We start from the raw sequence: 24,869 nt of genomic DNA on the forward strand, positions 1-24,869 counted from the left end.
CCCTCGATGTAAAACGGGTTGACAATGTTTGTACAACTGATACACACTTGTTTGCATGACGATCATCGCCGATCACCCTGAGTGGTACCCGGCCCACAGCGAAGGAGCTGCCGCGTGAGCAACGAAGCGCAGTCTCTGCACCGCTCCGCCTCCACGACAGTCGCTCCGCTGGTCGCCCCCGCCGAGGCCGGCATCCTGCACCTCGGGCTCGGGAGCTTCCACCGTGCGCACCAGGCGGTCTACACGGCCGCCGCCCTGCAGTCCGCCGGCGGCGACTGGGGCATCATCGGCGTCGCCTCGCGCTCCCGCTCGATCGTCGACGCCCTGCACGCCCAGGACTTCCTCTACTCGGTCGCGACGATCGCTCCCGGCAGCACATCCCTCACCATCCCCGGCGTGCACACTGACGCCTTCGTGGGCGCTGAGCAGCCCGAGCGCGTCGTCGCCCAGATCGCCGACCCCCGCATCCGCATCGTGACCCTCACCGTCACCGAGAACGGCTACAGCTACTCCCCTGCCACGCAGCACCTGGACCTCGACGACGACACGGTGCGCGCCGACCTGCGCGGCGGTGCCGCGCGCTCGACGATCGGGCAGCTCGCCCGCGGACTCCAGGCCCGCGCGGCCGCCGGCGGCGCGCCGATCTCGATCCTCAGCTGCGACAACCTCGCTGCCAACGGTGCCCACACCGAAGGACTCGTCCGCGAGTTCCTCCACGAGCTCCCCGGATCCGAGGGCCTCGACGCCCTCGCGTTCCTCGATCGCGCCGTCTCGTTCCCGTCGAGCATGGTCGACCGCATCGTGCCGTCGACGACCGCCGAACTGCGCGTGCGCGTCAGCGCCCTGCTCGGCGCCCGCGACGAGGTTCCAGTGCCCGCCGAGCCGTTCACCATGTGGGCGATCGAAGATCGTTTCGCCGGCGGTCGCCCCGCCTGGGAAGCGGGCGGCGCGGTCTTCACCGACGAGGTCGGACGCTATGAGCAGATGAAGGTGCGGCTGCTCAACGGCACGCACTCCCTCATCGCCTACCTCGGCGCCCTGAGCGGAGTCGGCACGATCCCCGAGGCGATCGGGCTCGACGGCATCGAGAGCGCCGCCCGCGCGGTTCTGCGTGACGAGTACGAACCGTCCATCGCCGTGCCCACCGGTGTCGACATCCGCGCGTACGAGAGCGAGCTGTTCGAGCGCTGGGCCAACAGCGCCCTCGGTCACCGCACCAGCCAGGTCGGCACCGACGGCTCGGTCAAGCTCCGCCAGCGCATCCCGGAGCCGGCACTTCTCAGCCTCCGCGGCGGCGAGATGCCGCACCTGATCGCCCTGACCGTCGCCGGGTACCTCTCCTGCATCGCTCCACTTCCGGGCTTCGACCCCGGCCCGCACGCCGCGGCGATGACCGATGGCGCACGGGAGCGTCTCGCCGGATACGCAGCGTCGGCGCGCAACGGCCGCGAGCTGGCGCAGCGCGTCATCGGCGAACTCCACCTGTTCGGCGAGGATCTCGGGGCACAGGATGCCTTCATCGCCCGCGTCGGCGAGCTGATCGACACCATCCAGAGGCGGGGCGTCGATCACGCGATCGCCGATGCCGTCTCGGCATCCCGAACCACCACGAAGGAGATGCAGCCATGAAGGCACTCGCCATCCACGGCAAGGAAGACATCCGCTGGGAGGATCGCGATGCTCCGACCCCCGGCGACGGAGAGGTCCGCCTCCGCGTGCACTACGTGGGCATCTGCGGGTCAGACCTGCACTACTACTTCCACGGCGCCAACGGCGAGTACACGATCCGCGAGCCGCTGACCCCCGGCCACGAACTCTCCGGTGTCGTCGACCTCGACCCGTCCGGCCGCCTGGCCCCGGGTACGCCCGTCACCGTGCACCCCGCGCGCTACGGCCCCGTCGTGCCGGGCCTCGAAGATCGCCCGCACCTGCGCCCCGGTGGCGACTACTTCGGCAGCGCGGCGGCGAACCCGCACCGTCAGGGCGGAGCATCCGAGCTGCTGATCGTCGAGGACCACATGGTCCGCGTGCTCCCCGCCTCGCTGCCCCTCGAGCGCGCGGCCCTGGCCGAGCCGCTGGCCGTCGCGATCCACGCCGTCAACCTCGCCGGTGACGTCGCCGGCCGTCGCGTGCTCGTGATCGGCGCCGGCCCGATCGGTCTGCTCGTCGTGGCTGCGGCAGTCAACGCCGGGGCCGCCGTCGTCGGCGCGAGCGACGTGCGCGCCGAACCGCTCGAGCGTGCGCAGTCCCTCGGCGCGACCGAACTGTCGCTCGTCGGCCGCGACACGATCGAGAACGAGTCATACGACATCGTCTTCGAGTGCTCCGGCGTCGGGGTCGCCCTCACGCAGGCCGTGCGCGCTGCGCGCCGGGCCGGAACCATCGTGCAGGTCGGGATGCTCCCCAACACCGACATCGGAGTGAATCTCGCTCCGATGCTCGCGAAGGAGCTGACCATCCGCGGCGCGTTCCGCTTCTCCACCGAGATCGACGACGCGGTCGCGCTGCTGGCCGAGTCCGACGCCCTCGACTCCGTCATCTCCCACGTTCTCCCGGCATCCGACGCCGTCCAGGCGTTCGAGCTCGCTCGCGACTCGTCCGCTTCGGCCAAGGTCCTGCTTTCCCTCTAGCGACACCTCGCTGCCCCGCGCCCCCCCGCGCACATCACTACAAAGGAGTATTCCGATGAGCAGTTCCTTCGTCCCCGGTGTGGAGGCCCCCGCGGCGCCGCCCACCGCCAAGCGCTCGATGGGCGACCTCGTTCGCGCCGCCGTCTCCGGCTGGCTCGGCACCGCCCTGGAGTTCATGGACTTCCAGCTGTACTCGCTCGCTGCAGCCCTCGTGTTCAGCCAGCTGTTCTTCGCGGGTGAAGACCCCGGCATGGCGGTCGTGCTCGCGATGGCCACGTACGGCGTCGGCTACGTCGCCCGCCCGATCGGCGCATTCGTGTTCGCTCGCATCGGTGATCGCGTCGGCCGCCGCAAGGTGCTGTTCTACACGATCCTCCTCATGGGCGCGGCGACCACGCTGATCGGCTTCCTGCCCACGTATGAGCAGGTCGGCATCCTCGCTCCGATCCTCCTCGTGATCCTGCGTCTCGCTCAGGGCTTCGGCGCCGGTGCCGAGATCTCGGGCGCCGGAGTCATGCTGTCGGAGTACGCGCCCGCCAACCGCCGTGGCGTCATCGCCTCGCTGGTCGCCCTCGGCACCAACTGCGGCACGCTGTTCGCCTCGGCGATCTGGGCGATCCTGCTCGCCGTCATGCTCGAGAGCGATGTCATCGCCTGGGGCTGGCGCATCCCGTTCATCGGCAGCGCCGTCATCATGCTCTTCGCGCTGTGGGTGCGGTTCAACCTCAAGGAGAGCCCGGTCTTCGAGGAGCGCAGCGACGTCGTCGACGGCAAGGCCCTTTCTCGCGACGAGGTCGTCAAGCTCGCCACCGAGACCAACGACATCCGCACGCTGGAGTCGCTCGAGCGCAAGCCGCTCAAGGCGATCATCGTCTCGTTCTTCCTGCGCTTCGGCCAGGCCGGAAACTCGGGCATGGTGCAGACCTACCTCATCTCGTTCATCACGATCACCCTCGCGATGTCGAAGGAGGTCGGCCCCGAGGTCGTCATCGTCTCGTCACTGATCGGCTTCCTCACGATCCCGCTCATGGGCCTTCTCGGCGACAAGTTCGGCCGTCGCCGGATGTACATCATCATGACGTCGCTGTCTCTCGTACTGATCGTGCCCACGCTCCTCATGATCAACACCGCCGAGCTCGTCTGGGTCTTCGTCGGCTACGCGCTGATCCACAACATCTCGGTCCTCGGCCTGGCGTCGATGGAGAACATCTCGATCCCCGAGATCTTCGGCGCCCGCAACCGCTACACGCTCACCGCCATGGTGCGCGAGATCGCGGCCATCATCGCCACCGGCGTCGGCCCGATCGTCGTCGCGGCGTGGGTCTCGGCGACCACGGGCAGCATCGTCCCGGTCATGATCCTGATGGGCCTCTTCACGGCATCCGCTCTCGTGGCCGCCCTCTGGGCTCCCGAGTGGACGGGGCGCGATCTCACCGATCCGCGCGCCGCCATGTGACCCACCGTCCCACCTGAGAACCCGGGGTGCGGCCGCCCGAACGGCCGCACCCCCACACCACGAGGAAAACGACATGACCATCGAGCTCGTCGACGTCAACATCACCAGCCCAGGACGCAACTTCGTCACGCTCAAGATCACGACCTCCGACGGGATCGTCGGCTGGGGTGACGCCACGCTCAACGGACGCGAGCTCGCCGTCGCCTCCTACCTCTCCGACCATGTCGCCTCGATGCTCATCGGCCGCGATGAGGACCGGATCGAAGACACCTGGCAGTACCTCTACCGCGGGCCGTACTGGCGTCGCGGCCCGGTCACGATGGCGGCGATCGCCGCGGTCGACATGGCTCTGTGGGACATCAAGGCCAAGAAGGCCGGGATGCCGCTGTACCAGCTGCTGGGCGGCGCCAGCCGCGAGGGCGTCCGCGTCTACGCGCACGCCTCCGGCACCGACTACGCGGCCCTGAAGAACGCGATCACCGGCTACGAGGAGCTCGGCTACACCGCCGTACGCGTGCAGACCGGCGTGCCCGGCCTCGGCCAGATCTACGGCGTCTCGTCGACCGGCCCTGGAGTGCGCTACGACTACGAACCGGCCAAGCGCTCGGGCGACCGCCCCAGCGAGGAGACGTGGGACACCCGCAACTACCTCAACCACATGCCGGGGATCTTCGCCCAGATCCGCGAGGACTTCGGCACCGACCTGCGCATCCTGCACGACGGACACCACCGGATGTCGCCGATCGAGGCCGCACGCTTCGCGAAGGACATCGAGCCGTACGATCTGTTCTGGCTCGAGGACTGCACGCCCGGCGAGGACCAGACCGCGCTGCGACTGGTGCGCCAGCACTCCACGACGCCGCTCGCGATCGGTGAGGTGTTCAACTCCGTCTTCGACTACCAGACCCTGATCACCGAGCGGCTCATCGACTACGTGCGCTCAGCCGTCACCCACACCGGTGGCATCACGGCGATGAAGAAGCTGCTCGACTTCGCTGCGATCTACGGCATCAAGTCCGGCATCCACGGGCCGACCGACATCTCGCCGGTCGGCATGGCCGCGGCTCTGCACCTGGATCTCGCGATCCACAACTTCGGCATCCAGGAGTACATGCCGCACAACGAGAAGACGCTCGAGGTGTTCCAGACCTCGTTCACCTTCGACAAGGGCTTCCTGCACCCCGGTGACCAGCCCGGTCTCGGCGTGGAGCTCGATGAAGAAGCCGCGGCCGGACACGAGTACACGAAGGCGTACCTGCCGGTGAACCGTCTGCTCGACGGGACCGTGCATGACTGGTGACCTCGGTCGGGTCGCGCTGCCCGATCGCACGGTCACCTCGCGCCTGATCGTCGTGGCGCGCGCACAGCGGGCGACGGACTACGACGCCGTCCTCGACGTGCTCGTCGACGCCGGCATCCGCAGCGTCGAGCTCACGCTCACGACGCCTGGCACATTCGGGCATCTCCCCCGGCTGCTCGAACGATTCGGCGACGCGATCGATCTCGGCGTCGGTACCGTCACGAACACGGACGACCTGGCGCGCGCGATCGACGCCGGGGCTTCGACCGCGTTCGTCACGCAGGCGAAGGATGCCGGGGTGCCGATCGTTCCGGGCGGGCTGACGCCGACCGAACTGTTCGCCTCGTGGTCCGCCGGGGCGTCTGCGGTCAAGATCTTCCCGGCCGGACAGGTCGGACCCTCTTATCTCAAGGATCTGCGCGGGCCCTTCCCCGACCTCGTCGCCGTGCCCTCCGGAGGCGTCGACCTTGCCGGCGCCGAGGCCTGGCTTCGCTCCGGCGCGGTCGCGGTGAGCGTCGGCGGCCCGCTGCTCGGCGATGCCTTCAACGGCAGCGATCTGCAGGCTCTGCGCGAGCGTGCCGCCGCGTTCGTCGAGGTCTGCGCTCGGAGCGCGGAGTGATCTCTGCGTCCGTCGTCACCCTCGGCGAGACCATGGCGCTCGTGCGCACGACCGAGATCGGCTCGCTGCGTCATGCGAACTCCCTGGCCTTCGGCATCGGTGGCGCAGAGAGCAACGTCGCGATCGGTCTCGCCCGCCTCGGCGTCGCCACGTCGTGGCTCGGCCGCGTCGGAGACGACTCCCCCGGCGAACGGGTGGCGCGGGAGATCCGCGGCGAAGGCATCGACGTACGAGTGATCGTCGATCCGGATGCCGCCACCGGCCTGATGGTGAAGGAGCGCCCCTCGGCCGCATCCACCGCCGTGCACTATTACCGTGCGGGGTCGGCGGGGTCGCGACTGCATCCGGATGATCTTCCGGAGGGGTGGATCGAAGAGGCGTCGCTGCTGCACGTCACCGGCATCACTCCCCTGCTCTCCGACACGGCGCTGGCGACGTTGCACACGGCGATCGGCCGCGCGCGAGCCGCCGGCGCGATCGTGAGCTTCGACATCAACTACCGTTCGTCCCTGGCGAGCGCCGAGGCCGCTTCGCCCCTTCTGCGCGAGCTCGCCGAGCGCGCCGACATCGTCTTCGGCGGTGCCGAGGAGTTCGCGGTCCTGTACCCGGGGTCGTCAGCGGCGGATGCTGCCGCGAGGTTGCGGGATGCCGGATGCGCGACGACCGTGCTCAAGCAGGGCGCGGACGGCGCGACGGCGTTCTCGGGTGAGGCCGTCGTCGTGTCACCAGGATCCACGATCGACGTCGTCGACACCGTGGGTGCGGGCGATGCGTTCGTCGCCGGCTACCTGAGCGCGCTGCTCGACGGCCTCGATCTCGATGCGACGCTGCGGCGCGCGAACGCCTGCGGCGCGATGGCGTGCCTAGTGCCTGGCGACTGGGAGGCCGCGCCGACGCTGCGCGAGCTCGAACGATTCCTCGACGGCGCCGGCGACCCCGTACGGCGCTGATGACGTCGGGGCGGCCCGGCGTCAGTTGATGATCTCGGCGCGATCGTCGGCGTGCAGGGCGGCGAGTCGCTCTCTCCACGCGGCGAGTGCGTCGGGAGTGAGCCGCGTCCAGTCCGTGACCTCGCGCACGACGCGTAACGGCGCGCTGCTGCGGTACGACCGCGTCGGATTTCCGGGGAACTTCTTGTCGGTCACGTTCGGGTCGTTCTCGAACTCGCCGGTCGGCTCGACCTCGTAGACGCGCGGTTCACGGTCGCCGGGTGCGAGTTCGGCCGCGAGCCCCGCTCCATCGGGCAGAGCCGTGAAGTAGATGTGGTTCATCACGATCTCGGGCCGGTAGTTCGACCGGAAGCCGGCCGTCAACAGATCGCCGCGGCCGAGATCCGCCTTCGTGCCGTGAAAGAACGGACCGTCATCCCGTGCATCGCTCACCGGAACAGCCTATGACGATGACGGGCTGAGCCGAAGGGCTGTCCGTCACCGGGTTTCGTCTCTGAGGTCTCGCGGCTCGTCGTCGCTGGCGCCCTCCGGTTCGTCGCCCGGAGCGAGATCGCCCTGTCCGTCCTCGCCCAGCTCGGCGTCGAGCGGCTCCTCGCCCTGCGTCTCTGGCTGCTGCTGATCGGTCGGGAACGAGTCATCCGTGACGTCGTCGACCGGGGGAATGCCCGGCATCTCCGGCGGCAGGCTGTTCGCGAATGCGTCGATGTTCGACATGGTGCGCTCCTTGGGTCGTGATCGAGCGTCCATCGTCCGTCCGATCCGCGGCGAGCGCAGGACGGTTGACAAGGGGGCGATTCATCCCCGTTGCAGACCCCGCCAGAAGATATCGCCCGCGGTGTCGACGAGCACGTCGACCGGCACACCGTCCAGCAGACCCCCGGATGCGAGCGATGCGATGCCGTGGAACGCCGAGAACGCGGCAAGCGCGATCCGGTGCGGATCCCCCGGCCCGATCGCTCCCACCTCCTGGGCTGCGACGACCACCCGAATGGTGAGTTCCATCGACGCTTGGCCCGCGGCGAGGAGCTCCGCGCGAGCGTCAGGAGCGTGCTTCATCCCGAACATCAAGGAGAGAAGAGTGGGCTGGGCCAACGCGAAGGCGACATACGCGCGGGCGAGGTCGTCGAACCTGCTGCGAGCTGCGGTCGGGGTCGTCGCATCACGGCGGGTCGCCTCTTCGAGTGCCGCCGCCAGACGGTGGAAGCCGTCTTCGGCGAGCGCGTCGAGCAGCGCCTGCTTGTCGCGGAAGTGCCGGCTCGGCGCGGCATGGCTGACCCCGGCTTGCCGGGCGAGCTGACGCAACGACAGCGCGTCGACGCCGTCGTTCTCGATGCTGGATGCAGCGGCCTCAAGGAGGGTCCGGCGCAGATCGCCGTGATGGTAGGGCTGCGGGGGCACCCGACGAGTCTATCTCGATGTTGTCATTGACAACAAGAGCGGATGCCGACACAATGATGTCACTGTCTACATTGCTGAATCGACTGAAGGACTGCACCATGACGCTTGACCTCCGCGGGGGAACCGCACTCATCACCGGCGCGAGCTCAGGGCTCGGCGTCGAGTTCGCTCGACGGTTCGCCGCCCGCGGGTCTGATCTGGTGCTCGTCGCCCGTCGGGTCGACCGCCTCGAGAAGCTCGCCGCCGAACTGCGGGCCGCCACGCGCGTGAAGGTCGAGGTCGTTCCCGCCGACCTCGGCGTCACCGGTGCCGCGAGCGCCCTGCACGAAGAGCTCGACCGCCGCGGCATCCGCGTCACCTCGCTGGTCAACAACGCGGGGTTCGGCACCCACGGCGCGTTCGATGAGGCCGATCCGGAGCGGATGCTGAGCGAGATCCAGTTGAACGTGGCGACGCTCGTCGAACTGTCGCGTGCATTCATGCCGCAGCTGCTCGAAGGGCACGGGGCGCTCGTCACGGTCGCGAGCACCGCGGCGTACCAGCCGACACCCGGCATGGCCGTGTACGGCGCGACCAAGGCGTTCGTGCTGAGCTTCACCGAGGCGCTGTGGGCCGAGGCGCGAGGAACCGGGCTGCGCGTGCTCGCGGTGAGTCCTGGATCGACGAAGACGGAGTTCTTCGACGTCGTCGGCACCGACGATGCCTCCGTCGGCCGCCAGCAGACCGCGAGTCAGGTCATCGATGCGGCCTTCCACGAGCTCGACCGCGCGAACGGCGGGCCCAGCGTCATCTCCGGCCGCGTCAACCACCTCACGGCCCTGGGCACGCGGTTGCTCTCGCGTCGCGCGCTGACGCAGACGAGTGCCCGCGTCCTGGGCGAGATCCGGATGTCGAAAAGGGCGCGGCGCGCGGACGCCAAGTAGCCTCGTCGGCGCTGCGCGACGGGCAGCGTCAGTTCAGGAAGAGCTCGGGGGAACGGGGCGCGACTCGTAACTGTTGCGCGCGGCGATGACGATCAGACTGCCGAGCGCCATGCCCACGGTGTTCGCGATGAGGTCGCTCACGTCGGTGACGCGACCGGGCAGGAAGAGCTGAGTCGCCTCGACAGCGACCGACATGGCGAAGCCGATCATGGCGAGCACGAGCCAGCTGGCGTGCCGGAACCAGAGTGCGGCCAGCATCCCGAAGGGCACGAACATCAGCAGGTTGGCGGCGACCTCGAAGTCGAGACTCGGGACGCTCAATGACAGAGAGAGGAAGGGGGAGATGGGCAGGACCGGAAAGGGCACGTTGCCGACGACGCGCTCGATGATCTCCCGGAAGGACCCGACCGCACCCTGCGGGCCGAGGGTGATTGTCGCGACGAGCGCTGTGTAGGCGATGGTCGCGGCCGCGAGCGGCACGCGCGACCGGGACGGGGCGGTTTCGTGCTCGGTTCTTTCGATTGTGAGAATGCTCATCGTCTCTCCTGGGCTGGTTGAGGTGATTCCTTCCATCTGACCGGGACGCATGTTGCCCTGGCGTCTGCGTTTTTCCATACGTTCCGCATATGTCGATGCCCGCCTTGGCGGCCTTCCCGCACACAGAAAGAGCCCCTGACCGGGAAACCCAGGTCAGGGGCTCTTCTTCTCGCTGTGCGCGAGGGGGGACTTGAACCCCCACGTCCATAAGGACACTGGCACCTGAAGCCAGCGCGTCTACCATTCCGCCACTCGCGCGAGTGTCTCGCTCCGAAGAACTCAACTTCACGACAATATCACGCGATTCCGCGCTCGCCCAACGCGCGCGGACCCCTGACGCGGCGGCGAGACGCACCGTGAATGCTGTTCTCACGGTGTTCACGCCGTCACGAGAGGCGTTCACCCAGGACACCTGGCTACGATGTCCCTACCGGTCGGCATGCCAGAGGAGCCCAGTGGGACTACTTGACAGCTTTGAGAAGGGTCTCGAGCGCGCTGTGAACAGCGCGTTCGCGAAGACCTTCCGCAGCGGCATCCAGCCAGTGGAGATCGCTTCGGCCCTTCGGCGTGAGGCCGACACCAAGGCAGCGGTCGTCAGCCGCGACCGCATCATCGCGCCGAACAACTATGTGGTGCGCCTGAGCAGCGACGACGCCGAACGGATGCGGGGACTCGGCCGCGCCCTGACCGACGAACTGCACGCGCTGCTGAGCAAGCACGCCACCTCCCAGGGATACAGCTTCGCCGGCGCCCTCTCGATCAACCTCGAACCCGATGAGAAGGTCGCGACCGGCACCGTCCGCGTGACCTCCGGCACCGTCGAGGGCCGGGTCAGCTGGCAGGCGGTCATCGACGTCGACGGACGCCGCCACTCCCTCAACAAGGCGCGCACCGTGATCGGCCGCGGCACCGACGCGGAGATCACCATCGCCGACGCCGGATCCAGCCGCAAGCACGCCGAAGTCCTCTGGGACGGCGAGCGCGCCATGATGCGCGACCTCGGATCCACCAACGGCACGAAGGTGAACGGTCAGAAGGTGCGCGAGGCCGCACTGCCCACCGACACCACCATCACCATCGGCCGCACCGACCTCGTCTTCCGCATCGTCCCGATCGCGGCGCCCTCCCGCCCGATGGATGACTCGACCCGCGCGTTCGGGGTGATGCCGTGAGTACTCCGAGTGAACTGGTCCTCCTCCTGCTGCGCGTGGGTTTCCTCGTGCTGCTGTGGTTCTTCGTGTTCGGCGTCGTCTATTCGCTGCGGGCCGATCTGTTCGGCGTGCGCGTGCGCAAGCTTCCCGCCGACGGCGCGGCGGCTGCACCATCCGCCGCGGCGGCACCCATCTCGAAGCCCGCCGCGACGAAACCGGCATCCGCGAAGCCCAGCACGGGGCCTGCGACCATCGCGACCGCCAAGAGGCTCGTGATCACCTCGGGACCCAAGGCGGGTCTCGAACTCCCCCTCGGCACCGAGGCCATGACGATCGGCCGCTCGAGCGAGTCGGCCCTCGTCATCCGCGACGACTACACCTCGAGTCATCATGCGCGTCTGATGCTGCGCGGCGACGCCTGGGTCATCCAGGACCTCGACTCCACCAACGGCACCTTCTTCGCCGGCAAGCGGGTCACCGGTTCGCCCGTCGCGCTCACCCTCGGCACGCCCGTCAAGGTGGGCGCCACGACTTTCGAGCTGCGAGCCTGACGCCGGCATGGTCTTCGAGGGCTCGAGCGCCGCGATCTCCCATACCGGGAAGATCCGCTCCAACAACCAGGACTCCGGTTACGCCGGCGCGAACCTGTTCGTCGTCGCCGACGGCATGGGCGGCCACGCCGGCGGCGATGTCGCCTCGAGCATCGCCATCCACCGCATGGAACCCCTCATGGAACCCCTCGACCAGGGCTATGCGACCACCGACGATGCCCAGGCCTCCCTGCAGGCCGCCGCGACGACCGCCGCCGGTGACCTCATCCGCGCCGCCAGGGAGCGTCCGGAACTCGCCGGGCTTGGCACCACCCTCAGCGCGATCATCATGGTCGACGAGTACGCGGTCATCGGCCACATCGGCGACTCCCGCATCTACCTCTACCGCGACGACGCGCTGACGCAGATCACCGCCGACCACACCTTCGTGCAGCGCCTCGTCGACTCGGGACGCATCACGCCGGAGGAGGCCAGGTACCACCCGCGCCGCTCGGTGCTGATGCGGGTGCTCAGCGACATGGACTCCGACCCCGAGCTCGACATGTTCGTCATGCCGACGCTGCCGGGCGACCGCTGGCTGCTCTGCTCGGACGGCCTCTCCGGGGTCGTCGACGAGGCCCACATGCTCAAGGCGATGCGCCTCGGGATGGCACCGGGTCGCACGGCCGACAACCTGCTGAAGCAGGCACTCGACGGCGGCGCCCCGGATAACGTCACGATCGTGCTGGTCGACGTCGGCGGGCACCATCCGCTGTCGTCCGGCACACCGACGATCGTCGGCTCGGCGGCGAACCCCTCCGGCCTCATCGCGCCGTCCGCGCGGCCGGCCCGCACGAACTGGCTGCATCCGGTGCGCCAGGCCGCCAACGAGCCGAGCCACTTCGAGCCCGCGGCCGAGTACCTCGAGGAGCTCATCGAGGAAGATCGGCGTCGCGCACGGCGCCGTCGCGTCGGGTGGATCGCCGGACTCCTCGTCGTGCTGGTGATGCTCGGCGTCGCGGCCTTCGCCGCGTACAGCTGGACGCAGACCCGCTACTTCATCGGTGCCGATGACGACAGCGTCGTCATCTTCCAGGGCGTGCAGCAGAACCTCGGCCCGATCGTGCTCTCCACGCCGCTCGACGACACCGACATCCTGCTCGCAGACCTTCCCGAGTATCAGCGCGCCCGGGTGGAGAGCACGATCACGGCACGCTCGCTCGCCGACGCGATGGCGATCGTCGACCGGCTTCGGGCCGGCGCCGAGGCCAACGTCATCGAAGAGACCCCGCTGCCGACGCCGATGCCGACGACGAGCCCGACGGCGGGCACCCCATGAGCGTCGACGTCACGGCCGACACCAGCGTCATCAAGGCCCTCAAGCGGATTCGGATGCCGCAGACGCAGCGCAACCGGGAGTTCTGGCTGCTGCTGTTCGCCTGCGCCCTCAGCGGTGCCGCACTCACCCTGGTGCAGCTGGGTGCTCTCGGCCTGATCGACCCGATGATCCTCTTCATCGGCGGCGGGCTCGCGGTGCTGGCGTTCGCGCTGCACGTGGTCCTGCGGCTCGTGGCCCGCGACGCCGACCCGTTCGTGCTGCCGATCGCGACTCTGCTCACCGGGCTCGGTATTGCGATGATCTACCGGATCGACCTGGCGAAGGACCTCACCGGCTGGGACGCGTACTCCGCGAAGCAGCTCGCGTGGACGGCCATCTCGCTCATCGGCGCCATCGTGTTGGTGATCCTGCTCCGCAATTACCGCATCCTCTTCAACTACACCTACATCTTCGGCCTGTCCGGCATCGTGCTGCTGCTCCTGCCATTCGTCCCCGGACTGCGCATCCCGGACGCGAATGCTGCCGTCTGGGTGTCGCTCGGCGGCATGTTCGCGTTCCAGCCCGGCGAGCTGGCGAAGATCTGCCTGGCGATCTTCTTCGCCGGCTACCTCGTGCGCACCCGGGAGAGTCTCACCTCTGTCGGCACGCGCTTCCTCGGAATCACCTGGCCGCGCATGCGCGAACTGGGTCCGGTGATCGTGGTGTGGCTGATCTCGCTGGGGATCATCGTCTTCCAGCGCGACCTCGGCACCGGAACGCTGATCTTCGGCATGTTCGTCGCGATGCTCTACATCGCGACCGGGAAGACCAGCTGGGTGCTCATCGGCCTGACGCTCGTCGTCGCCGGCGTCGCCCTCGCGACACAGATCCTCTCCTATGTGCGCGGCCGCTTCATCAACTGGCTGTTCCTGTTCGATCCCACCCAGGTCGACCCGGACGGAGCCGGCTACCAGCCGATGCAGGGCCTGTTCGGGCTCGCGCAGGGCGGACTCATCGGCACCGGCTGGGGCCAGGGACGGCCCCAGGAAACGCCCCTCGCCCACAGCGACTACATCATCACCAGCCTCGGCGAAGAGCTCGGGCTGATCGGCCTGTTCGCGATCCTCGTGCTGTACATGGTGTTCGTGAGCCGCGGGATGCGGATCGGCCTCGCTGGTCAGGATGACTTCGGCAAGCTGCTCGCGACCGGCCTATCGTTCACCATCGCGCTGCAGGTGTTCATCATGGTCGGCGGCGTGACGCGCGTCATCCCCCTCACCGGCCTCACCACTCCGTTCCTCGCCGCCGGCGGGTCATCGCTGATCGCGAACTGGCTCATCGTGGCGATCCTGCTGCGGATCTCCGACGCCGTCCGTTCTCAGCCCCGGGTGGTGATCGGATGACGAAAGAAATCCGCCGTCTCAGCATCGTGATGCTGTTCATGTTCCTGTCGCTGTTCGCAGCAACGAGCTGGATCCAGGTCGTCGACGCCGAGACCCTCGCACAGAACAGCCACAACCGCCGCACGCAGCTCGACAGTTACGAGATACAGCGCGGATCGATCATCGTCGACGGCGTCAACATCGCCACCTCGGTGCCCAGCGACGACAAGTACCAGTTCCAGCGGGTGTACACGGATGCCGCGATGTGGGCCCCGGTGACCGGCTACTACAACCCGGCGCTCGGCTCGGCGACGGGTATCGAGCGCGCGATGAACGCGGATCTCTCCGGTACCGGATCGAACGCGTTCTTCGCCGAGATCGAGCGCCTCCTCTCCGGCCAGCCGCAGACCGGTTTCAGCGTCGAACTTTCGTTGAACACGGCGGCCCAGCGTGCGGCCTATGAGGCGCTGCAAGGGCTGCAGGGCGCGGTCATCGCGATCGAACCCAAGACGGGTCGCATCCTCGCCATGGCCTCGACCCCCGGCTTCGACACGAACCAGCTGGCCACGCACGACGCGACAGCCGCGAACACGATCTACGAATCCCTGGACGACGACCCGGCGAACCCGCTGTACAACCGCGCGATCGCCGGCGGGCTCAACCCCCCGGGGTCGACGTTCAAGATCCTCGTCGCGGCCGCGGCATTCGCGAGCGGCGATTGGACTCCGGAGTCGACGCTTCCGAACCCGGCGCGCTACCAGCTGCCCTCCGGATCGTCGGACACCGTCTCCAACGCGTGGGGCGGCGCCTGCGGTGCCGGCGAGACCGTCACCATCGCCGAGGCCCTCCGGCTGAGCTGCAACATCCCGATGGCAGAACTCGCCGTCGAGCTCGGCGACAAGAAGATCCTCGAGATGGCGGAGAAGTTCGGGTTCAACCGCAGCTTCGAGACGCCGCTCTCCTCGACGCCCTCCAGCTACCCGGGCGCCCTCGACGACGCGCAGACGGCCCTCACCGGATTCGGGCAGGGACAGGTCACTGCGACTCCGCTGCAGATCGCGATGGTCGCGGCCGGTATCGCGAATGACGGCGTCGTGATGAACCCGCACATGGTGGATGCCGTGATCGGCAACGACCTGTCGGTGCTGCGCGCCTTCGATAACACCGAGTTCGGCCGCGCGATCGATGCTGACGTGGCCGATGAGGTGACCGCGGCGATGGTCGCGGGCGTCTCAACCGGAGCGGCGCAGGGTGCAAGAATAGACGGGATCGACGTAGCCGGGAAGACCGGAACGGCCGAGAACGGCAACAAGCCGCACACGTTGTGGTTCACCGGTTTCGCACCGGCGGACGACCCCGCGGTCGCAGTAGCGGTCGTCGTCGAAGACGGCGGCGGACAGGGACAATCAGGATCCGGCGACTCCATCGCCGCTCCGATTGCTAAGAAGGTCATAGAGGCGGTGCTGGGCAGATGAGGCCGACGCAAGGTGTGTCGTTCGGTGGTCGCTACGAGCTGCAATCGCGGATCGCGATCGGCGGCATGGGCGAGGTATGGGAGGCGACGGATCACGTCATCGGACGTACCGTCGCGATCAAGATCCTCAAGGACGAGTACATGGGGGACCCCGGGTTCCTCGAGCGATTCCGCGCTGAGGCGCGGCACGCGGCCCTCGTCAACCACGAGGGCATCGCCAGCGTCTTCGACTACGGCGAGGAGAACGGTAGCGCCTACCTGGTGATGGAACTCGTGCCCGGTGAGGCACTCTCCACGATCCTCGAGCGCGACGGGGCGATGAGCGCCGACAAGACGCTCGACATCGTCGCCCAGACGGCATCCGCACTGCAGGCGGCGCACGCCGCCGGTCTCGTGCACCGCGACATCAAGCCGGGCAACCTGCTGATCACGCCCGACGGCCGTGTGAAGATCACCGACTTCGGCATCGCGCGCATCGCCGACCAGGTTCCACTGACCGCGACCGGTCAGGTGATGGGCACGGTGCAGTACCTGTCGCCCGAGCAGGCATCCGGCCACCCCGCTTCGCCCGCCACCGACACCTACTCGCTCGGCATCGTCGCGTACGAATGCCTGGCCGGCAGACGCCCCTTCACCGGCGAGTCGCAGGTCGCCATCGCGATGGCCCAGATCAACGAGCAGGCTCCGCCGCTGCCGCCGACGGTGCCGATCCCGGTGCAGAACCTCGTAATGGCGATGATCGCGAAGAAGCCCAGCGATCGACCGTCGTCGTCTGCCACCGTCGCCCGCGCCGCTCAGGCGCTGCGTCGCGGTGACCTGAACTCCGCGGCGATCGCCGTTCCCGCCATCGCCGGCGGCGCCGCCGGTGACGACGACGCCACCCGCATGTTGACCGGCGTCGCGGGCGCAGACTCCACTCGCCTTCTTCCGACCACGGCATCCCTCCCCGTCGAGGGTGCCGAGGCGGAGAAGGAGAAGAAGAAGCGCAGCCCGTGGACGTGGCCGCTCATTGCTCTGATCGTCCTTCTTCTCGTCGTGCTCGGCGGAACAGTCTGGATGCTGATGAATCCCGCGAAGGACGGCGCAGACCCGACGACGCCTCCGCCGACGTCCGCAAGCTCCACGCCGACGCCGAAACCCACGCAGACCCAAGCACCAGAGGTGCCTCCGGTCAACGTCGACGGGCTCAACCTCGTCGGGATGACCTGTGATGAGGCCCTGGCGGCGGCGACGGCCGCCGGACTCGTACCGACCTGCCAGGACGGCGGCACGCCCGCACCGTCCGACGATCTCGTCGGCACCGTCGAGGCCGTGAGCCCTCGCGGCTCGGTCAAGACCGGCACGCCGATCACCCTCACGCTCTACATCGGCGCCGTGCAGGTGGGCGGACCGACTTCGGCCCCCACCCTCAGCGGCCCGGCGATGGCAGGCCAGAAGATCACCCTGAACTGGACGAACTTCGAGTGCCCCTCCGGCCTGCCGGTGCGCAGCGCCTACGAGGTCACCCTGACGAACGCCACGTTCGACGGGACCGCGACAACGCAGAGCTTCGCCGCCAGTGTCCGCAACGCGCAGATCACGATCAACCCGGACACCGCCGGCCAGAACGTGACCGCGACGTACCGCGCCTTCTGCGGCGAGAGTCGTCCGTCCGACAACTCTCCGCAGATGGAGGAGCCGATCCTTCCCGGCCTTCCGGACGGCGAGGAATCAGGCAATTAACGTAGTCCGCGCCGTAGTCTGAGAACAGCTTCACCAGTCGTACCAGGGGGTCAATCCGTGTCCATAGAGCAACGCGTTCTCGCGGGTCGATACCGCGTCGACGAGCTCATCGGGTACGGCGGCATGGCGAAGGTCTATCGCGGTCAGGATCTGACGCTCGGCCGCGAGGTGGCGATCAAGATCCTCGACCCCGATCTCGCCCGTGACACGGCCTTCCGCACCCGGTTCCGCCTCGAGGCGCAGGCGGCGTCGCGGATGTCGCATCCCTCGATCGTGCGCGTCTACGACGCCGGCGACTCGACGACGACCTCGGGGGCTGCCGGGTCCGAGGACCCCCCGTACATCGTGATGGAGCTGGTCAAGGGCACGCTGCTGAAGGACATCATCGCGGGGGGTCCGGTACCGGTCGCCGATGCCGTGCGCTACGTCGACGGCATCCTCGAAGCACTGGACTACTCGCATCGCGCCGGGGTCATCCACCGCGACATCAAGCCGGGCAACGTGATGGTGACCGACAAGGGCCAGGTCAAGGTCATGGACTTCGGTATCGCCCGTGCGGTGTCCGACTCGTCGTCGACCGTCGCCGAGACCACGCAGATCATCGGCACCGCCGCGTACTTCTCACCGGAGCAGGCGAAGGGCGAGCCGGTCGACGCCCGCGCCGACCTGTACTCCACCGGCGTCGTGCTCTACGAACTGCTCACCGGACGGCAACCGTTCCGTGGCGAATCGCCGGTCGCCGTCGCGTACCAGCACGTCAGCGAGACCCCGGTGCCGCCGACCGAGGTCAACGACGAGTCTCCGGGCGCCCTCGACCCGATCGTGCTGCGAGCACTCGCGAAAGACCCGTACCAGCGCTTCCCGGATGCCTCGAACTTCCGTGCCGCTCTCGACGCCGCTACCACGGGACACGCGCCGAGCCGCAAACAGCTCGGCGCGCTGACCAGCGAACTGTACGGCCCGAGTCCGCGCCATGCGCAGGAGACGGCACGTTCCCTCCGGCAGCTCAGCACGGACACGACGATGGCCCGCACCCAGTCCGGACCGCCAGTGGCGTGGATCTGGGCCGGGGTCGCACTGCTCGCGGTGCTTCTCGTCTCCGTGCTCTTCTGGGTTCTCACGATCAGCATGCGCCCGCCGGAGGTGCCGAGTTCGGCGGTCACCGTTCCCGATCTCGTGAACGTCTCCGCCGAGCGCGCGCAGGAAGACCTGGGCAAACTCGACCTCACCGCCAAACTCGTGCTCGAGTCGAGTACCGACATCGTCGAAGGCAACGTGATCCGCACGGATCCCGAGCCGGGCGTCACCGTGGCCGAGGGCGATTCGATCACCGTGTATGTCTCGACGGGAGTCAAGACATCCGTCGTGCCATCGCTGGAGGGCTTGTCCCGGGCGGCCGCCGAGGCGGCGCTCACCGCCGCCGGTCTCGAGATCGGCTCCGTGATCCAGCGCAACGACAAGAGCCTCGCGGCCGACACCGTGATCGAGGCGAGCGAGGCGGCAGATTCCGAGGTCGCCCCTGGTACCGCAGTGAATCTCGTCGTCGCCAGCGGAAAGGTCACGCTCGATGACGTCACGGGCTGGACGCTGACCTCTGCCACGACCGCTCTCGAAGATCTCGGCCTCGTCGCGACGCACGTGCCGCTCGCGGACTGCGCGGCGACGAACCCGAACACCGTGGCCTCGATGTCGGTGGCCCCGGGCGACGTGGCCGTCGGATCGCCGATCGAGCTGCGCTACTGCACAGGCAAATGAACATCTCTGACGTGCCATTCGGCACCATCGACTGGGCGTCGATCGAGCCCACCGTCCACCCGGGAACCAGCGGAGAGGCGCACTGGCGCACTCAGGAGTTCGGGGGAATCCGTGTCCGGATGGTCGACTACACCCCCGGCTACCTCGCTGATCATTGGTGCACCAAGGGACACGTGCTGCTGTGCCTCGAGGGAACCCTCGAGACCGAACTCGACGACGGCCGGAAGCTGACCCTGTCGCCGGGGATCTCGTACCAGGTCGCCGACATGGCAGAAGCGCACCGTTCCTCCACCGCCACGGGTGCGAAGCTCTTCATCGTCGACTGACCCTGACGTCAGCCCTCACTCACTCCGCGGAGAGGGGGTGCAGGGACGCCGAGCGCCGCACGGCATCCCGATCGCCGCAGAGCTGGAGCCAGTTCGCGAGCAGCCGGTAGCCGCCTTCGGTGAGCACGCTCTCGGGGTGGAACTGCACCCCGAGAATCGGGAGGTCGGTGTGTGCGATCGCCATGACGGTTCCGCTGTCGGTTCGCGCGGTCACGACGAGCTCAGGCGGCAGGTCGGATTCCGCCAGGGCGAGGGAGTGATACCGCCCGACGTCGAATCGCGAGGGGATGCCGGTGAACAGCGTCGAGCCATCATGGACGACCCTCGACACCATGCCGTGCATCAGCTCGGGCGCCTCCGTCACCGCGGCGCCGAACGCCTCGCCGATCGCCTGATGGCCGAGGCACACGCCGAGCAGCGGCATCCGCATCCGCGCAGCGATGCGCACTGCCTCGAGCGAGGCTCCGGCGTCGGAGGGAGTCCCCGGGCCCGGGGAGAGCATGACGGCGTCATACTGCGGGAGCATCCGCTCGAGACCGTCAGCATCGACCGCATCCGCTTCGATCATCGCGACGTCAGCACCCAGCTCGCGCAGGTAGCCGACCAGGGTGTGCACGAAGCTGTCGTGGTTGTCGACCACGAGCACGCTGGTCATTCGAGGTCGACCTCGCCGGGGGTGACGAACGGACTCACCCAGGGGAAGACGTAGAAGAACAGCCCGTACAGGACCGCGGCGATCACGACGAGCAGGATGAGCAACCGCAGCCACCACGGACCGGGCAGCAGGCGCCAGAGTGCGGCGTACATCAGTCGTCTCCTTCGTCGGTGTCCATACTCACCCTCACACCGACGGCGCGGCCGGTGCCGGCGGCGGATCGGTCAGTGCTTTCGGCGGTCCCTCGGCCCGGGGCTGGAAGCTCTCGAAGACACCGTAGGCGACGATCCGCTCGGCGAGAGAGTACAGCGGTGAACAGGCGGTGAGAGTGATGTACCGCTCCCCGGTCTGCGCGCCCGGCATCTGCGGAACGTCGAGCAGCACATCGACAGCGCTCGGCTGCACGTACTCCAGCGTGCGGAATCGGTAGGTGTACCAGCCGTCGGGCGTCTCGACGACGATCGCGTCGTTCAACTGCAGCTTGTCGATCTGATTGAACGGCTTGCCCCAGGTGGTGCGGTGGCCCGCCATCGAGAAGTTCCCGACCTCGCCGGGCATCTTCGAGTCCTTGTAGACGCCGATGCCGAGGTCGTCGAGGGTGCGCGCGCGCGAGGTTCCGCCGTAGATCCCGAAGTTGTAGTCGGCCCCGAACCGCGGAATGATCATCTGCCCGAACCACTCGGCGTCCGCAGGCGCCGCCGGGATCACCGGCTCGTAGAAGGTGGTGCCGTCTTCGGCCCTGACGAGCGGCGGCGGGGGCGGAGCCGGATCCTCGGCCAGCTGCTGCGAGATGGCCGCGCCTTCGTCGTTCTTCTGCGCCGCGATGATGATGTCGCCGATCCACATCTGCCAGGCGACGAACAGCATCACCAGCACGCCGGCCGTGAGCAGCAGCTCGCCGAGAACACTCGTGAACGTCGCACGGCGGCGGGCCGCACTGCGACGCGTTCGTCGTGTCCCGGACACGGCGGATGCAGTCATGGCGCGATCCTATCCCGCGGCGGTGAACGGAACCCCGAGAGGGCACAGGGACGCAGTGACGCTCGAATCGGCTGCAGGGCTCTTCGGTGGATACGCGGACACATGGGTAGAATGTCGGCATGGCACGAGACCGCAATTCCGAAGAACCCGTTGTCGAGCGCGCCGAGGGCGATGCCGCTCCCAACGCGGTGTGGTTCAAGCCGGTGATGATCGGCTTCATGCTGCTCGGACTCGCCTGGATCCTCGTCTTCTACATCTCCGGTACGACGCTGCCGATCCCCGGCATCGGCAACTGGAACCTCGGCATCGGCCTCGGCATCGCCCTGATCGGCTTCCTGATGACGACGCGCTGGCGCTGAACCCCGGCTACTTCTGAAAAGGCTCCTCGCTTCGGTGAGGGGCCTTTTCTTTGTCTGACGTGTGTCCTGTGGGCGGACTCCGGGATGTTCTCTTCGTTCGCAGAGCGGGGACCCTCCCGCTTCGCGGGCCCCTCCCGATGCTCACTCCGAGAACATCCCTGCGCCCGTGGTCGTGCGTCGGAGGTACGCCGCTAGATAGTTATCCACAGGCTTGTGCACAGGGTGGGGAGAATTACACGGTTGTTATTCACAGGTGTTAACAACCCTGTTAAGAACCTCTGATCAGGAGAGAAGGATCAGCGGTGGGATGACGGCGACGATCACGAGCAGCGCGACAGTGACCGCAGCGAGCAGGACGATCTGCCAGGTGCGCTGCTCGCGTCGGCGTGTTCTGGTCAAGATGAAGGCCACGAGAGCGCCGACGATCGCGCCACCGAGGTGGGCCTGCCAGGAGATGCCCCCGTTGAAGAATCCGAAGGCGAAGTTGATGCCGAGGACGACCAGGATGCCGGTGACGTTCGCGCCGACGTGGCGTCCGATGATCAGCAGCGCCGCCATGAGGCCGAAGATCGCGCCGGATGCGCCGACCGTCGGAGTTTCGAAATCCAGCAAAGCCACGGCGACCGAGCCCCCCAGGCCACTGATCAGATACATCGCGAGGAAACGCGCGCGGCCGAGCATCGGCTCGAGCGTTTGCCCCAGCATCCACAGCGCCAGCATGTTCAAGGCGAGGTGGATGAAGCCGCCGTGCACGAGCAGTGGGGTCAGCAGGCGCCAGGGCTCGAAGATGCCACCGTTGTACTGGGGATAGAGAGTGGGCGCGTAGAACAAGAGCGCACTCGTGATCTGGTCACCGACGCCGGGAATCATCTGCAGCAGGCTGATGAACGACGTCACCGCGAGCAGGGCGTAGGTGACGACGGGTTTGCCGCTGCGCACGGCGGTGATCGTGCCGCCGCCTCCCCAGCGACGCTGTGCGCGCTTCTGGGCGGGGGTGCGATTCTTGCGCTCCGCCGTCATGCACTCCGGGCAGATGACGCCGACCGGCGCCTGCGTCTGGCACTCGGGGCAGACGGTGCGCAGGCAGCGCTGGCAGAGCACGAAGCTCTGCCGATCCGGATGCCGGTAGCAGAAGTTGTCACGATTGCCCGTGAACTCGGAGCTCGTCATCCGGATCGGCAGCGCGGGTCAGGCCGCGACGATGTCGACCGACTGCAGCACGACCGGCTCGATCGGGCGGTCGCCGGCAGCGGTGGGCACAGCGGCGATCGCGTCGACGACAGCCTTCGAGGCGTCATCGGCGACGGCGCCGAAGATGGTGTGCTTGCCCATGAGCCACGGGGTCGGGTCGGTGGTGATGAAGAACTGCGAGCCGTTGGTGCCCTCGAGGTCGCCGGTGGCGGGGTTGCGGCGCAGGCCGGCGTTCGCCATCGCGAGGATGTAGGGCGCGTCGAAGTTGAGCTCGGCGTTGATCTCGTCGTTGAAGTTGTAGCCGGGGCCGCCGACGCCCTGACCGAGCGGGTCGCCGCCCTGGATCATGAAGTTCGGGATGATGCGGTGGAAGACGACGTCCTTGTAGAGAGGACCCTCACCGGGCTTGCCGGTGGCGGGGTGCGTCCAGTCCTGGGTGCCGTCGGCGAGGCCGACGAAGTTCTTCACGGTCTTCGGGGCCTGGTCGCCGAAGAGGTTGATGACGATGTCACCGTGGTTGGTGTGCAGGGTCGCGACGTGGGAAGCATGAGGCATGTCCCTATTCTCGCAGAGCTTGCGGTGAGTTCGCCCGGTCCAGGGCGATCGGGGCGCAGAAGGTAGCGCGCTGCATCCGATCTGGCAAGGGCCGGGTGATTCCCTCCCCACTTCCAGACTCGTCTGGCAAGATGGGGAACCCGTACTCCAATGGACAGGAGAGCATCGTGAGCCTCAGCCGCAAGCGCAAGAAGGAACTGCGACGTCTGCAGCACGACGCCACCGAGCTGTGGGAGTCGCAGCAGGTGCTCGTCGGACACGCAGCCGACGTCGCCCGTGAGGCGAGCCGACAGCTCGCCGGCCTCGGCCGCGAGCAGGTGCTCCCCGTCGTGCAGGACACCTACAACCGCCGCGTCGCACCGGTCGTCGACCGTAGCGTGAAGATCGGTCGTCACGTCGTCGACGACAAGGTCGTCCCGATCGTCGGCGGCGTCGTCGGCAGTGCCCTCACGGCATGGGACTTCGCGAACGCCAAGCGTCACGGCGTCGCAGTTCCTGCACCTCGTGGAGCCTTCGGCAAGAAGCAGAAGTCGGGGCCTGGCCTCGGCTCCGTCGTGGCGATCATCCTCGGTGCAGCCGCGGCTGTCGGCGTGCTCTACGCCGCATGGCAGGCGCTGCGCGCCGACGACGAGCTCTGGGTGGCGGACGACCCGCTGTCCGCGCCTGACGCGTGAGCACAGCCGACTTGGTCGGCGAAGAGTCGGTTCCTGCTGACAGCGGTGTTCGTCATGCCCGGGTGCAGGATGCTGCCGCCGCGCATGGCCTCGCCATCGAGATCCGCGAACGCCCGAAGGCGAACAGCCTTGCGGAGGCGGCTGAGCTTCTCGGCATCCTCCCATCGGGAATCGTGAAGACCCTCGTCGTCAAGCGCGCCGACGACACGTATCTGTTCGCGCTGATCCCGGGCGGCCGGTCCATCTCGTGGCCCAAGCTGCGCGCCGTGGTCGGCGTCAACAAGCTGCGGCTGCCAGAGCCGGAACTCGCCCTCGCCGCAACCGGCTATGAGCGCGGCACGATCGTGCCGATCGGCAGCAGCACGGAGTGGCCGATCTTCGCCGACGAGTCGATCGTGGGGCGACGGATCGCGATGGGTGCGGGATCGCACGGCTACAGCCTGTTCGTCGAGGCCGACGATCTCATCGCCGCCTACGGCGCGACGGTCGCCGACATCTCGGTGCCTGAGACCACACGCGATTGACGCGGTCGACTACAGGATCTTCGCCATCCGCAGAGCGATGTCGACGAGCTTGACGCGCTGAAGCTCGGCGACCGCCGGCAGCGTGAACCAGTCGGCCATGTCCGTCGATCCGTCGGTCTCGAAACGGAGTTTTCCGCCCGTGACCCGCGCCCGATAGACGATGCGCAGCGTGTGCAGGGGAGCGTCGGCCCGCTGCTGCCCTGGGCGGTTCACCCGTTGCGTCGCCGGGATGACGCGGGAGTGGATGCCGAGCAGCTCGCCGACCTGAACGCTGTAACCGGTCTCCTCACGGAGCTCACGACGGACCGCTTCCTCGGGGTCTTCGCCGGGTTCCAGTCCTCCGCCTGGCATGGTCCACGCGACGCGGCGTCCCTCGATCCAGCGCGCCAGCAGGATCCGGTGATCGTCATCGGTGACGACCGCGTATGCCGCGACCCGCATATCCATGGCTCTCACCAT

The 24,869-nt window shown here is 67.9% G+C and carries 28 protein-coding genes and 1 tRNA gene; 18 read left to right on the top strand and 11 right to left on the bottom strand.

Annotation, left to right across the window (positions count from 1 at the left end; translation table 11 throughout):
- Positions 1-114 precede the first annotated feature (114 nt).
- From MRBLWO13_RS04630 to MRBLWO13_RS04655, 6 genes are all read left to right on the top strand, one after another.
- Positions 115-1,629 (top strand): mannitol dehydrogenase family protein, encoded by a 1,515-nt coding sequence (locus MRBLWO13_RS04630; RefSeq protein WP_341976634.1) that lies wholly within the window; start codon positions 115-117, stop codon positions 1,627-1,629.
- Positions 1,626-2,630 (top strand): L-idonate 5-dehydrogenase, encoded by a 1,005-nt coding sequence (locus MRBLWO13_RS04635; protein ID WP_341976635.1) that lies wholly within the window; start codon positions 1,626-1,628, stop codon positions 2,628-2,630. Before MRBLWO13_RS04630 ends, MRBLWO13_RS04635 begins: the two co-directional genes overlap by 4 nt.
- A gap of 55 nt (positions 2,631-2,685) precedes the next feature.
- A complete protein-coding gene (locus MRBLWO13_RS04640; protein WP_341976636.1) occupies positions 2,686-4,086 on the top strand; it encodes an MFS transporter in 1,401 nt (466 codons plus the stop codon).
- A 73-nt stretch (positions 4,087-4,159) separates the two neighbouring features.
- Complete coding sequence (manD, locus tag MRBLWO13_RS04645) at positions 4,160-5,386, top strand: D-mannonate dehydratase ManD (RefSeq protein WP_341976637.1); 1,227 nt, start codon at positions 4,160-4,162, stop codon at positions 5,384-5,386.
- The gene (locus MRBLWO13_RS04650; RefSeq protein ID WP_341976638.1) at positions 5,376-6,005 is read left to right on the top strand and encodes a bifunctional 4-hydroxy-2-oxoglutarate aldolase/2-dehydro-3-deoxy-phosphogluconate aldolase; all 630 of its coding nucleotides are present in this window, start codon (positions 5,376-5,378) and stop codon (positions 6,003-6,005) included. The genes manD and MRBLWO13_RS04650 overlap by 11 nt, the downstream gene beginning before the upstream one ends.
- Positions 6,002-6,955: a sugar kinase gene (locus MRBLWO13_RS04655; RefSeq protein ID WP_341976639.1), complete on the top strand. Its 954-nt coding sequence runs from the start codon at positions 6,002-6,004 to the stop codon at positions 6,953-6,955. Before MRBLWO13_RS04650 ends, MRBLWO13_RS04655 begins: the two co-directional genes overlap by 4 nt.
- Positions 6,956-6,976: 21 nt before the next feature.
- On the opposite strand, the gene arr is transcribed toward MRBLWO13_RS04655, so the two are convergent.
- The 3 genes from arr to MRBLWO13_RS04670 all read right to left on the bottom strand — a co-directional run bounded on the left by arr (position 6,977) and on the right by MRBLWO13_RS04670 (position 8,353).
- Entirely contained in the window at positions 6,977-7,387 is a 411-nt protein-coding gene (gene arr / locus MRBLWO13_RS04660) for an NAD(+)--rifampin ADP-ribosyltransferase (RefSeq protein WP_341976640.1), read from the bottom strand.
- A gap of 45 nt (positions 7,388-7,432) precedes the next feature.
- A complete protein-coding gene (locus MRBLWO13_RS04665; protein WP_341976641.1) occupies positions 7,433-7,669 on the bottom strand; it encodes a hypothetical protein in 237 nt (78 codons plus the stop codon).
- A gap of 81 nt (positions 7,670-7,750) precedes the next feature.
- Complete coding sequence (locus MRBLWO13_RS04670; RefSeq protein WP_341976642.1) at positions 7,751-8,353, bottom strand: TetR/AcrR family transcriptional regulator; 603 nt, start codon at positions 8,351-8,353, stop codon at positions 7,751-7,753.
- 98 nt (positions 8,354-8,451) lie between these two features.
- Here MRBLWO13_RS04670 and MRBLWO13_RS04675 point away from each other — a divergent pair, with 98 nt between their 5' ends.
- Positions 8,452-9,276 (top strand): SDR family oxidoreductase, encoded by an 825-nt coding sequence (locus MRBLWO13_RS04675; RefSeq protein WP_341976643.1) that lies wholly within the window; start codon positions 8,452-8,454, stop codon positions 9,274-9,276.
- 33 nt (positions 9,277-9,309) lie between these two features.
- On the opposite strand, the gene MRBLWO13_RS04680 is transcribed toward MRBLWO13_RS04675, so the two are convergent.
- Both MRBLWO13_RS04680 and MRBLWO13_RS04685 read right to left on the bottom strand, forming a co-directional pair.
- Positions 9,310-9,813 (bottom strand): VanZ family protein, encoded by a 504-nt coding sequence (locus MRBLWO13_RS04680; RefSeq protein ID WP_341976644.1) that lies wholly within the window; start codon positions 9,811-9,813, stop codon positions 9,310-9,312.
- A gap of 175 nt (positions 9,814-9,988) precedes the next feature.
- Positions 9,989-10,071 (bottom strand) — tRNA-Leu (locus MRBLWO13_RS04685).
- Between the two features lie 197 nt (positions 10,072-10,268).
- Here MRBLWO13_RS04685 and MRBLWO13_RS04690 point away from each other — a divergent pair.
- Genes MRBLWO13_RS04690 through MRBLWO13_RS04725 form a run of 8 tightly spaced genes read left to right on the top strand, consistent with a single transcriptional unit; the run spans position 10,269 to position 19,471 of the window.
- Positions 10,269-10,985 (top strand): DUF3662 and FHA domain-containing protein, encoded by a 717-nt coding sequence (locus tag MRBLWO13_RS04690; RefSeq protein WP_341976645.1) that lies wholly within the window; start codon positions 10,269-10,271, stop codon positions 10,983-10,985.
- Positions 10,982-11,515, top strand: coding sequence for an FHA domain-containing protein (locus MRBLWO13_RS04695; protein ID WP_341976646.1), 534 nt, complete (start codon positions 10,982-10,984; stop codon positions 11,513-11,515). The genes MRBLWO13_RS04690 and MRBLWO13_RS04695 overlap by 4 nt, the downstream gene beginning before the upstream one ends.
- Positions 11,516-11,522: 7 nt before the next feature.
- The gene (locus tag MRBLWO13_RS04700) at positions 11,523-12,833 is read left to right on the top strand and encodes a protein phosphatase 2C domain-containing protein (RefSeq protein WP_341976647.1); all 1,311 of its coding nucleotides are present in this window, start codon (positions 11,523-11,525) and stop codon (positions 12,831-12,833) included.
- A complete protein-coding gene (locus MRBLWO13_RS04705) occupies positions 12,830-14,215 on the top strand; it encodes an FtsW/RodA/SpoVE family cell cycle protein (RefSeq protein WP_341976648.1) in 1,386 nt (461 codons plus the stop codon). Before MRBLWO13_RS04700 ends, MRBLWO13_RS04705 begins: the two co-directional genes overlap by 4 nt.
- Entirely contained in the window at positions 14,212-15,669 is a 1,458-nt protein-coding gene (locus MRBLWO13_RS04710) for a penicillin-binding transpeptidase domain-containing protein (RefSeq protein WP_341976649.1), read from the top strand. Before MRBLWO13_RS04705 ends, MRBLWO13_RS04710 begins: the two co-directional genes overlap by 4 nt.
- A complete protein-coding gene (locus tag MRBLWO13_RS04715) occupies positions 15,666-17,390 on the top strand; it encodes a serine/threonine-protein kinase (protein ID WP_341976650.1) in 1,725 nt (574 codons plus the stop codon). The genes MRBLWO13_RS04710 and MRBLWO13_RS04715 overlap by 4 nt, the downstream gene beginning before the upstream one ends.
- Positions 17,391-17,447: 57 nt before the next feature.
- Complete coding sequence (gene pknB, locus MRBLWO13_RS04720) at positions 17,448-19,145, top strand: Stk1 family PASTA domain-containing Ser/Thr kinase (protein ID WP_341976651.1); 1,698 nt, start codon at positions 17,448-17,450, stop codon at positions 19,143-19,145.
- On the top strand, positions 19,142-19,471 hold the full coding sequence (locus tag MRBLWO13_RS04725) for a DHCW motif cupin fold protein (RefSeq protein ID WP_341976652.1): 330 nt from the start codon (positions 19,142-19,144) through the stop codon (positions 19,469-19,471). Before pknB ends, MRBLWO13_RS04725 begins: the two co-directional genes overlap by 4 nt.
- A gap of 19 nt (positions 19,472-19,490) precedes the next feature.
- On the opposite strand, the gene MRBLWO13_RS04730 is transcribed toward MRBLWO13_RS04725, so the two are convergent.
- The 3 genes from MRBLWO13_RS04730 to MRBLWO13_RS04740 are packed head-to-tail and all read right to left on the bottom strand — an operon-like array spanning position 19,491 to position 21,107.
- The gene (locus tag MRBLWO13_RS04730) at positions 19,491-20,126 is read right to left on the bottom strand and encodes an aminodeoxychorismate/anthranilate synthase component II (RefSeq protein WP_341976653.1); all 636 of its coding nucleotides are present in this window, start codon (positions 20,124-20,126) and stop codon (positions 19,491-19,493) included.
- Entirely contained in the window at positions 20,123-20,278 is a 156-nt protein-coding gene (locus MRBLWO13_RS04735) for a hypothetical protein (RefSeq protein WP_341976654.1), read from the bottom strand. The genes MRBLWO13_RS04730 and MRBLWO13_RS04735 overlap by 4 nt, the downstream gene beginning before the upstream one ends.
- A 34-nt stretch (positions 20,279-20,312) precedes the next feature.
- Entirely contained in the window at positions 20,313-21,107 is a 795-nt protein-coding gene (locus MRBLWO13_RS04740; protein WP_341976655.1) for a class E sortase, read from the bottom strand.
- A 119-nt stretch (positions 21,108-21,226) separates the two neighbouring features.
- Between MRBLWO13_RS04740 and MRBLWO13_RS04745 the strand changes: the two genes are divergently transcribed.
- Positions 21,227-21,466, top strand: a complete 240-nt coding sequence (locus tag MRBLWO13_RS04745; RefSeq protein ID WP_341976656.1) for a cell division protein CrgA — start codon at positions 21,227-21,229, stop codon at positions 21,464-21,466.
- 282 nt (positions 21,467-21,748) lie between these two features.
- Here MRBLWO13_RS04745 and MRBLWO13_RS04750 read toward each other — a convergent pair whose 3' ends face one another.
- Positions 21,749-22,636, bottom strand: a complete 888-nt coding sequence (locus MRBLWO13_RS04750) for a rhomboid family intramembrane serine protease (RefSeq protein WP_341976657.1) — start codon at positions 22,634-22,636, stop codon at positions 21,749-21,751.
- Positions 22,637-22,654: 18 nt separating this feature from the next.
- A complete protein-coding gene (locus tag MRBLWO13_RS04755; RefSeq protein WP_341976658.1) occupies positions 22,655-23,212 on the bottom strand; it encodes a peptidylprolyl isomerase in 558 nt (185 codons plus the stop codon).
- 167 nt (positions 23,213-23,379) lie between these two features.
- Here MRBLWO13_RS04755 and MRBLWO13_RS04760 point away from each other — a divergent pair, with 167 nt between their 5' ends.
- Together MRBLWO13_RS04760 and MRBLWO13_RS04765 are read left to right on the top strand one after the other, a co-directional pair.
- Positions 23,380-23,886 carry a DNA helicase gene (locus MRBLWO13_RS04760; RefSeq protein WP_341976659.1) on the top strand — a complete coding sequence of 169 codons (507 nt, stop codon included), beginning with the start codon at positions 23,380-23,382 and terminating at the stop codon, positions 23,884-23,886.
- Positions 23,887-23,948: 62 nt separating this feature from the next.
- Positions 23,949-24,410, top strand: coding sequence for a YbaK/EbsC family protein (locus MRBLWO13_RS04765; RefSeq protein ID WP_341978278.1), 462 nt, complete (start codon positions 23,949-23,951; stop codon positions 24,408-24,410).
- A 9-nt stretch (positions 24,411-24,419) separates the two neighbouring features.
- On the opposite strand, the gene MRBLWO13_RS04770 is transcribed toward MRBLWO13_RS04765, so the two are convergent.
- Positions 24,420-24,857: an NUDIX hydrolase gene (locus tag MRBLWO13_RS04770; RefSeq protein WP_341976660.1), complete on the bottom strand. Its 438-nt coding sequence runs from the start codon at positions 24,855-24,857 to the stop codon at positions 24,420-24,422.
- Between the last annotated feature and the right edge of the window lie 12 nt (positions 24,858-24,869).

It is taken from the genome of Microbacterium sp. LWO13-1.2 (genome assembly GCF_038397725.1).
Taxonomy (GTDB): domain Bacteria; phylum Actinomycetota; class Actinomycetes; order Actinomycetales; family Microbacteriaceae; genus Microbacterium.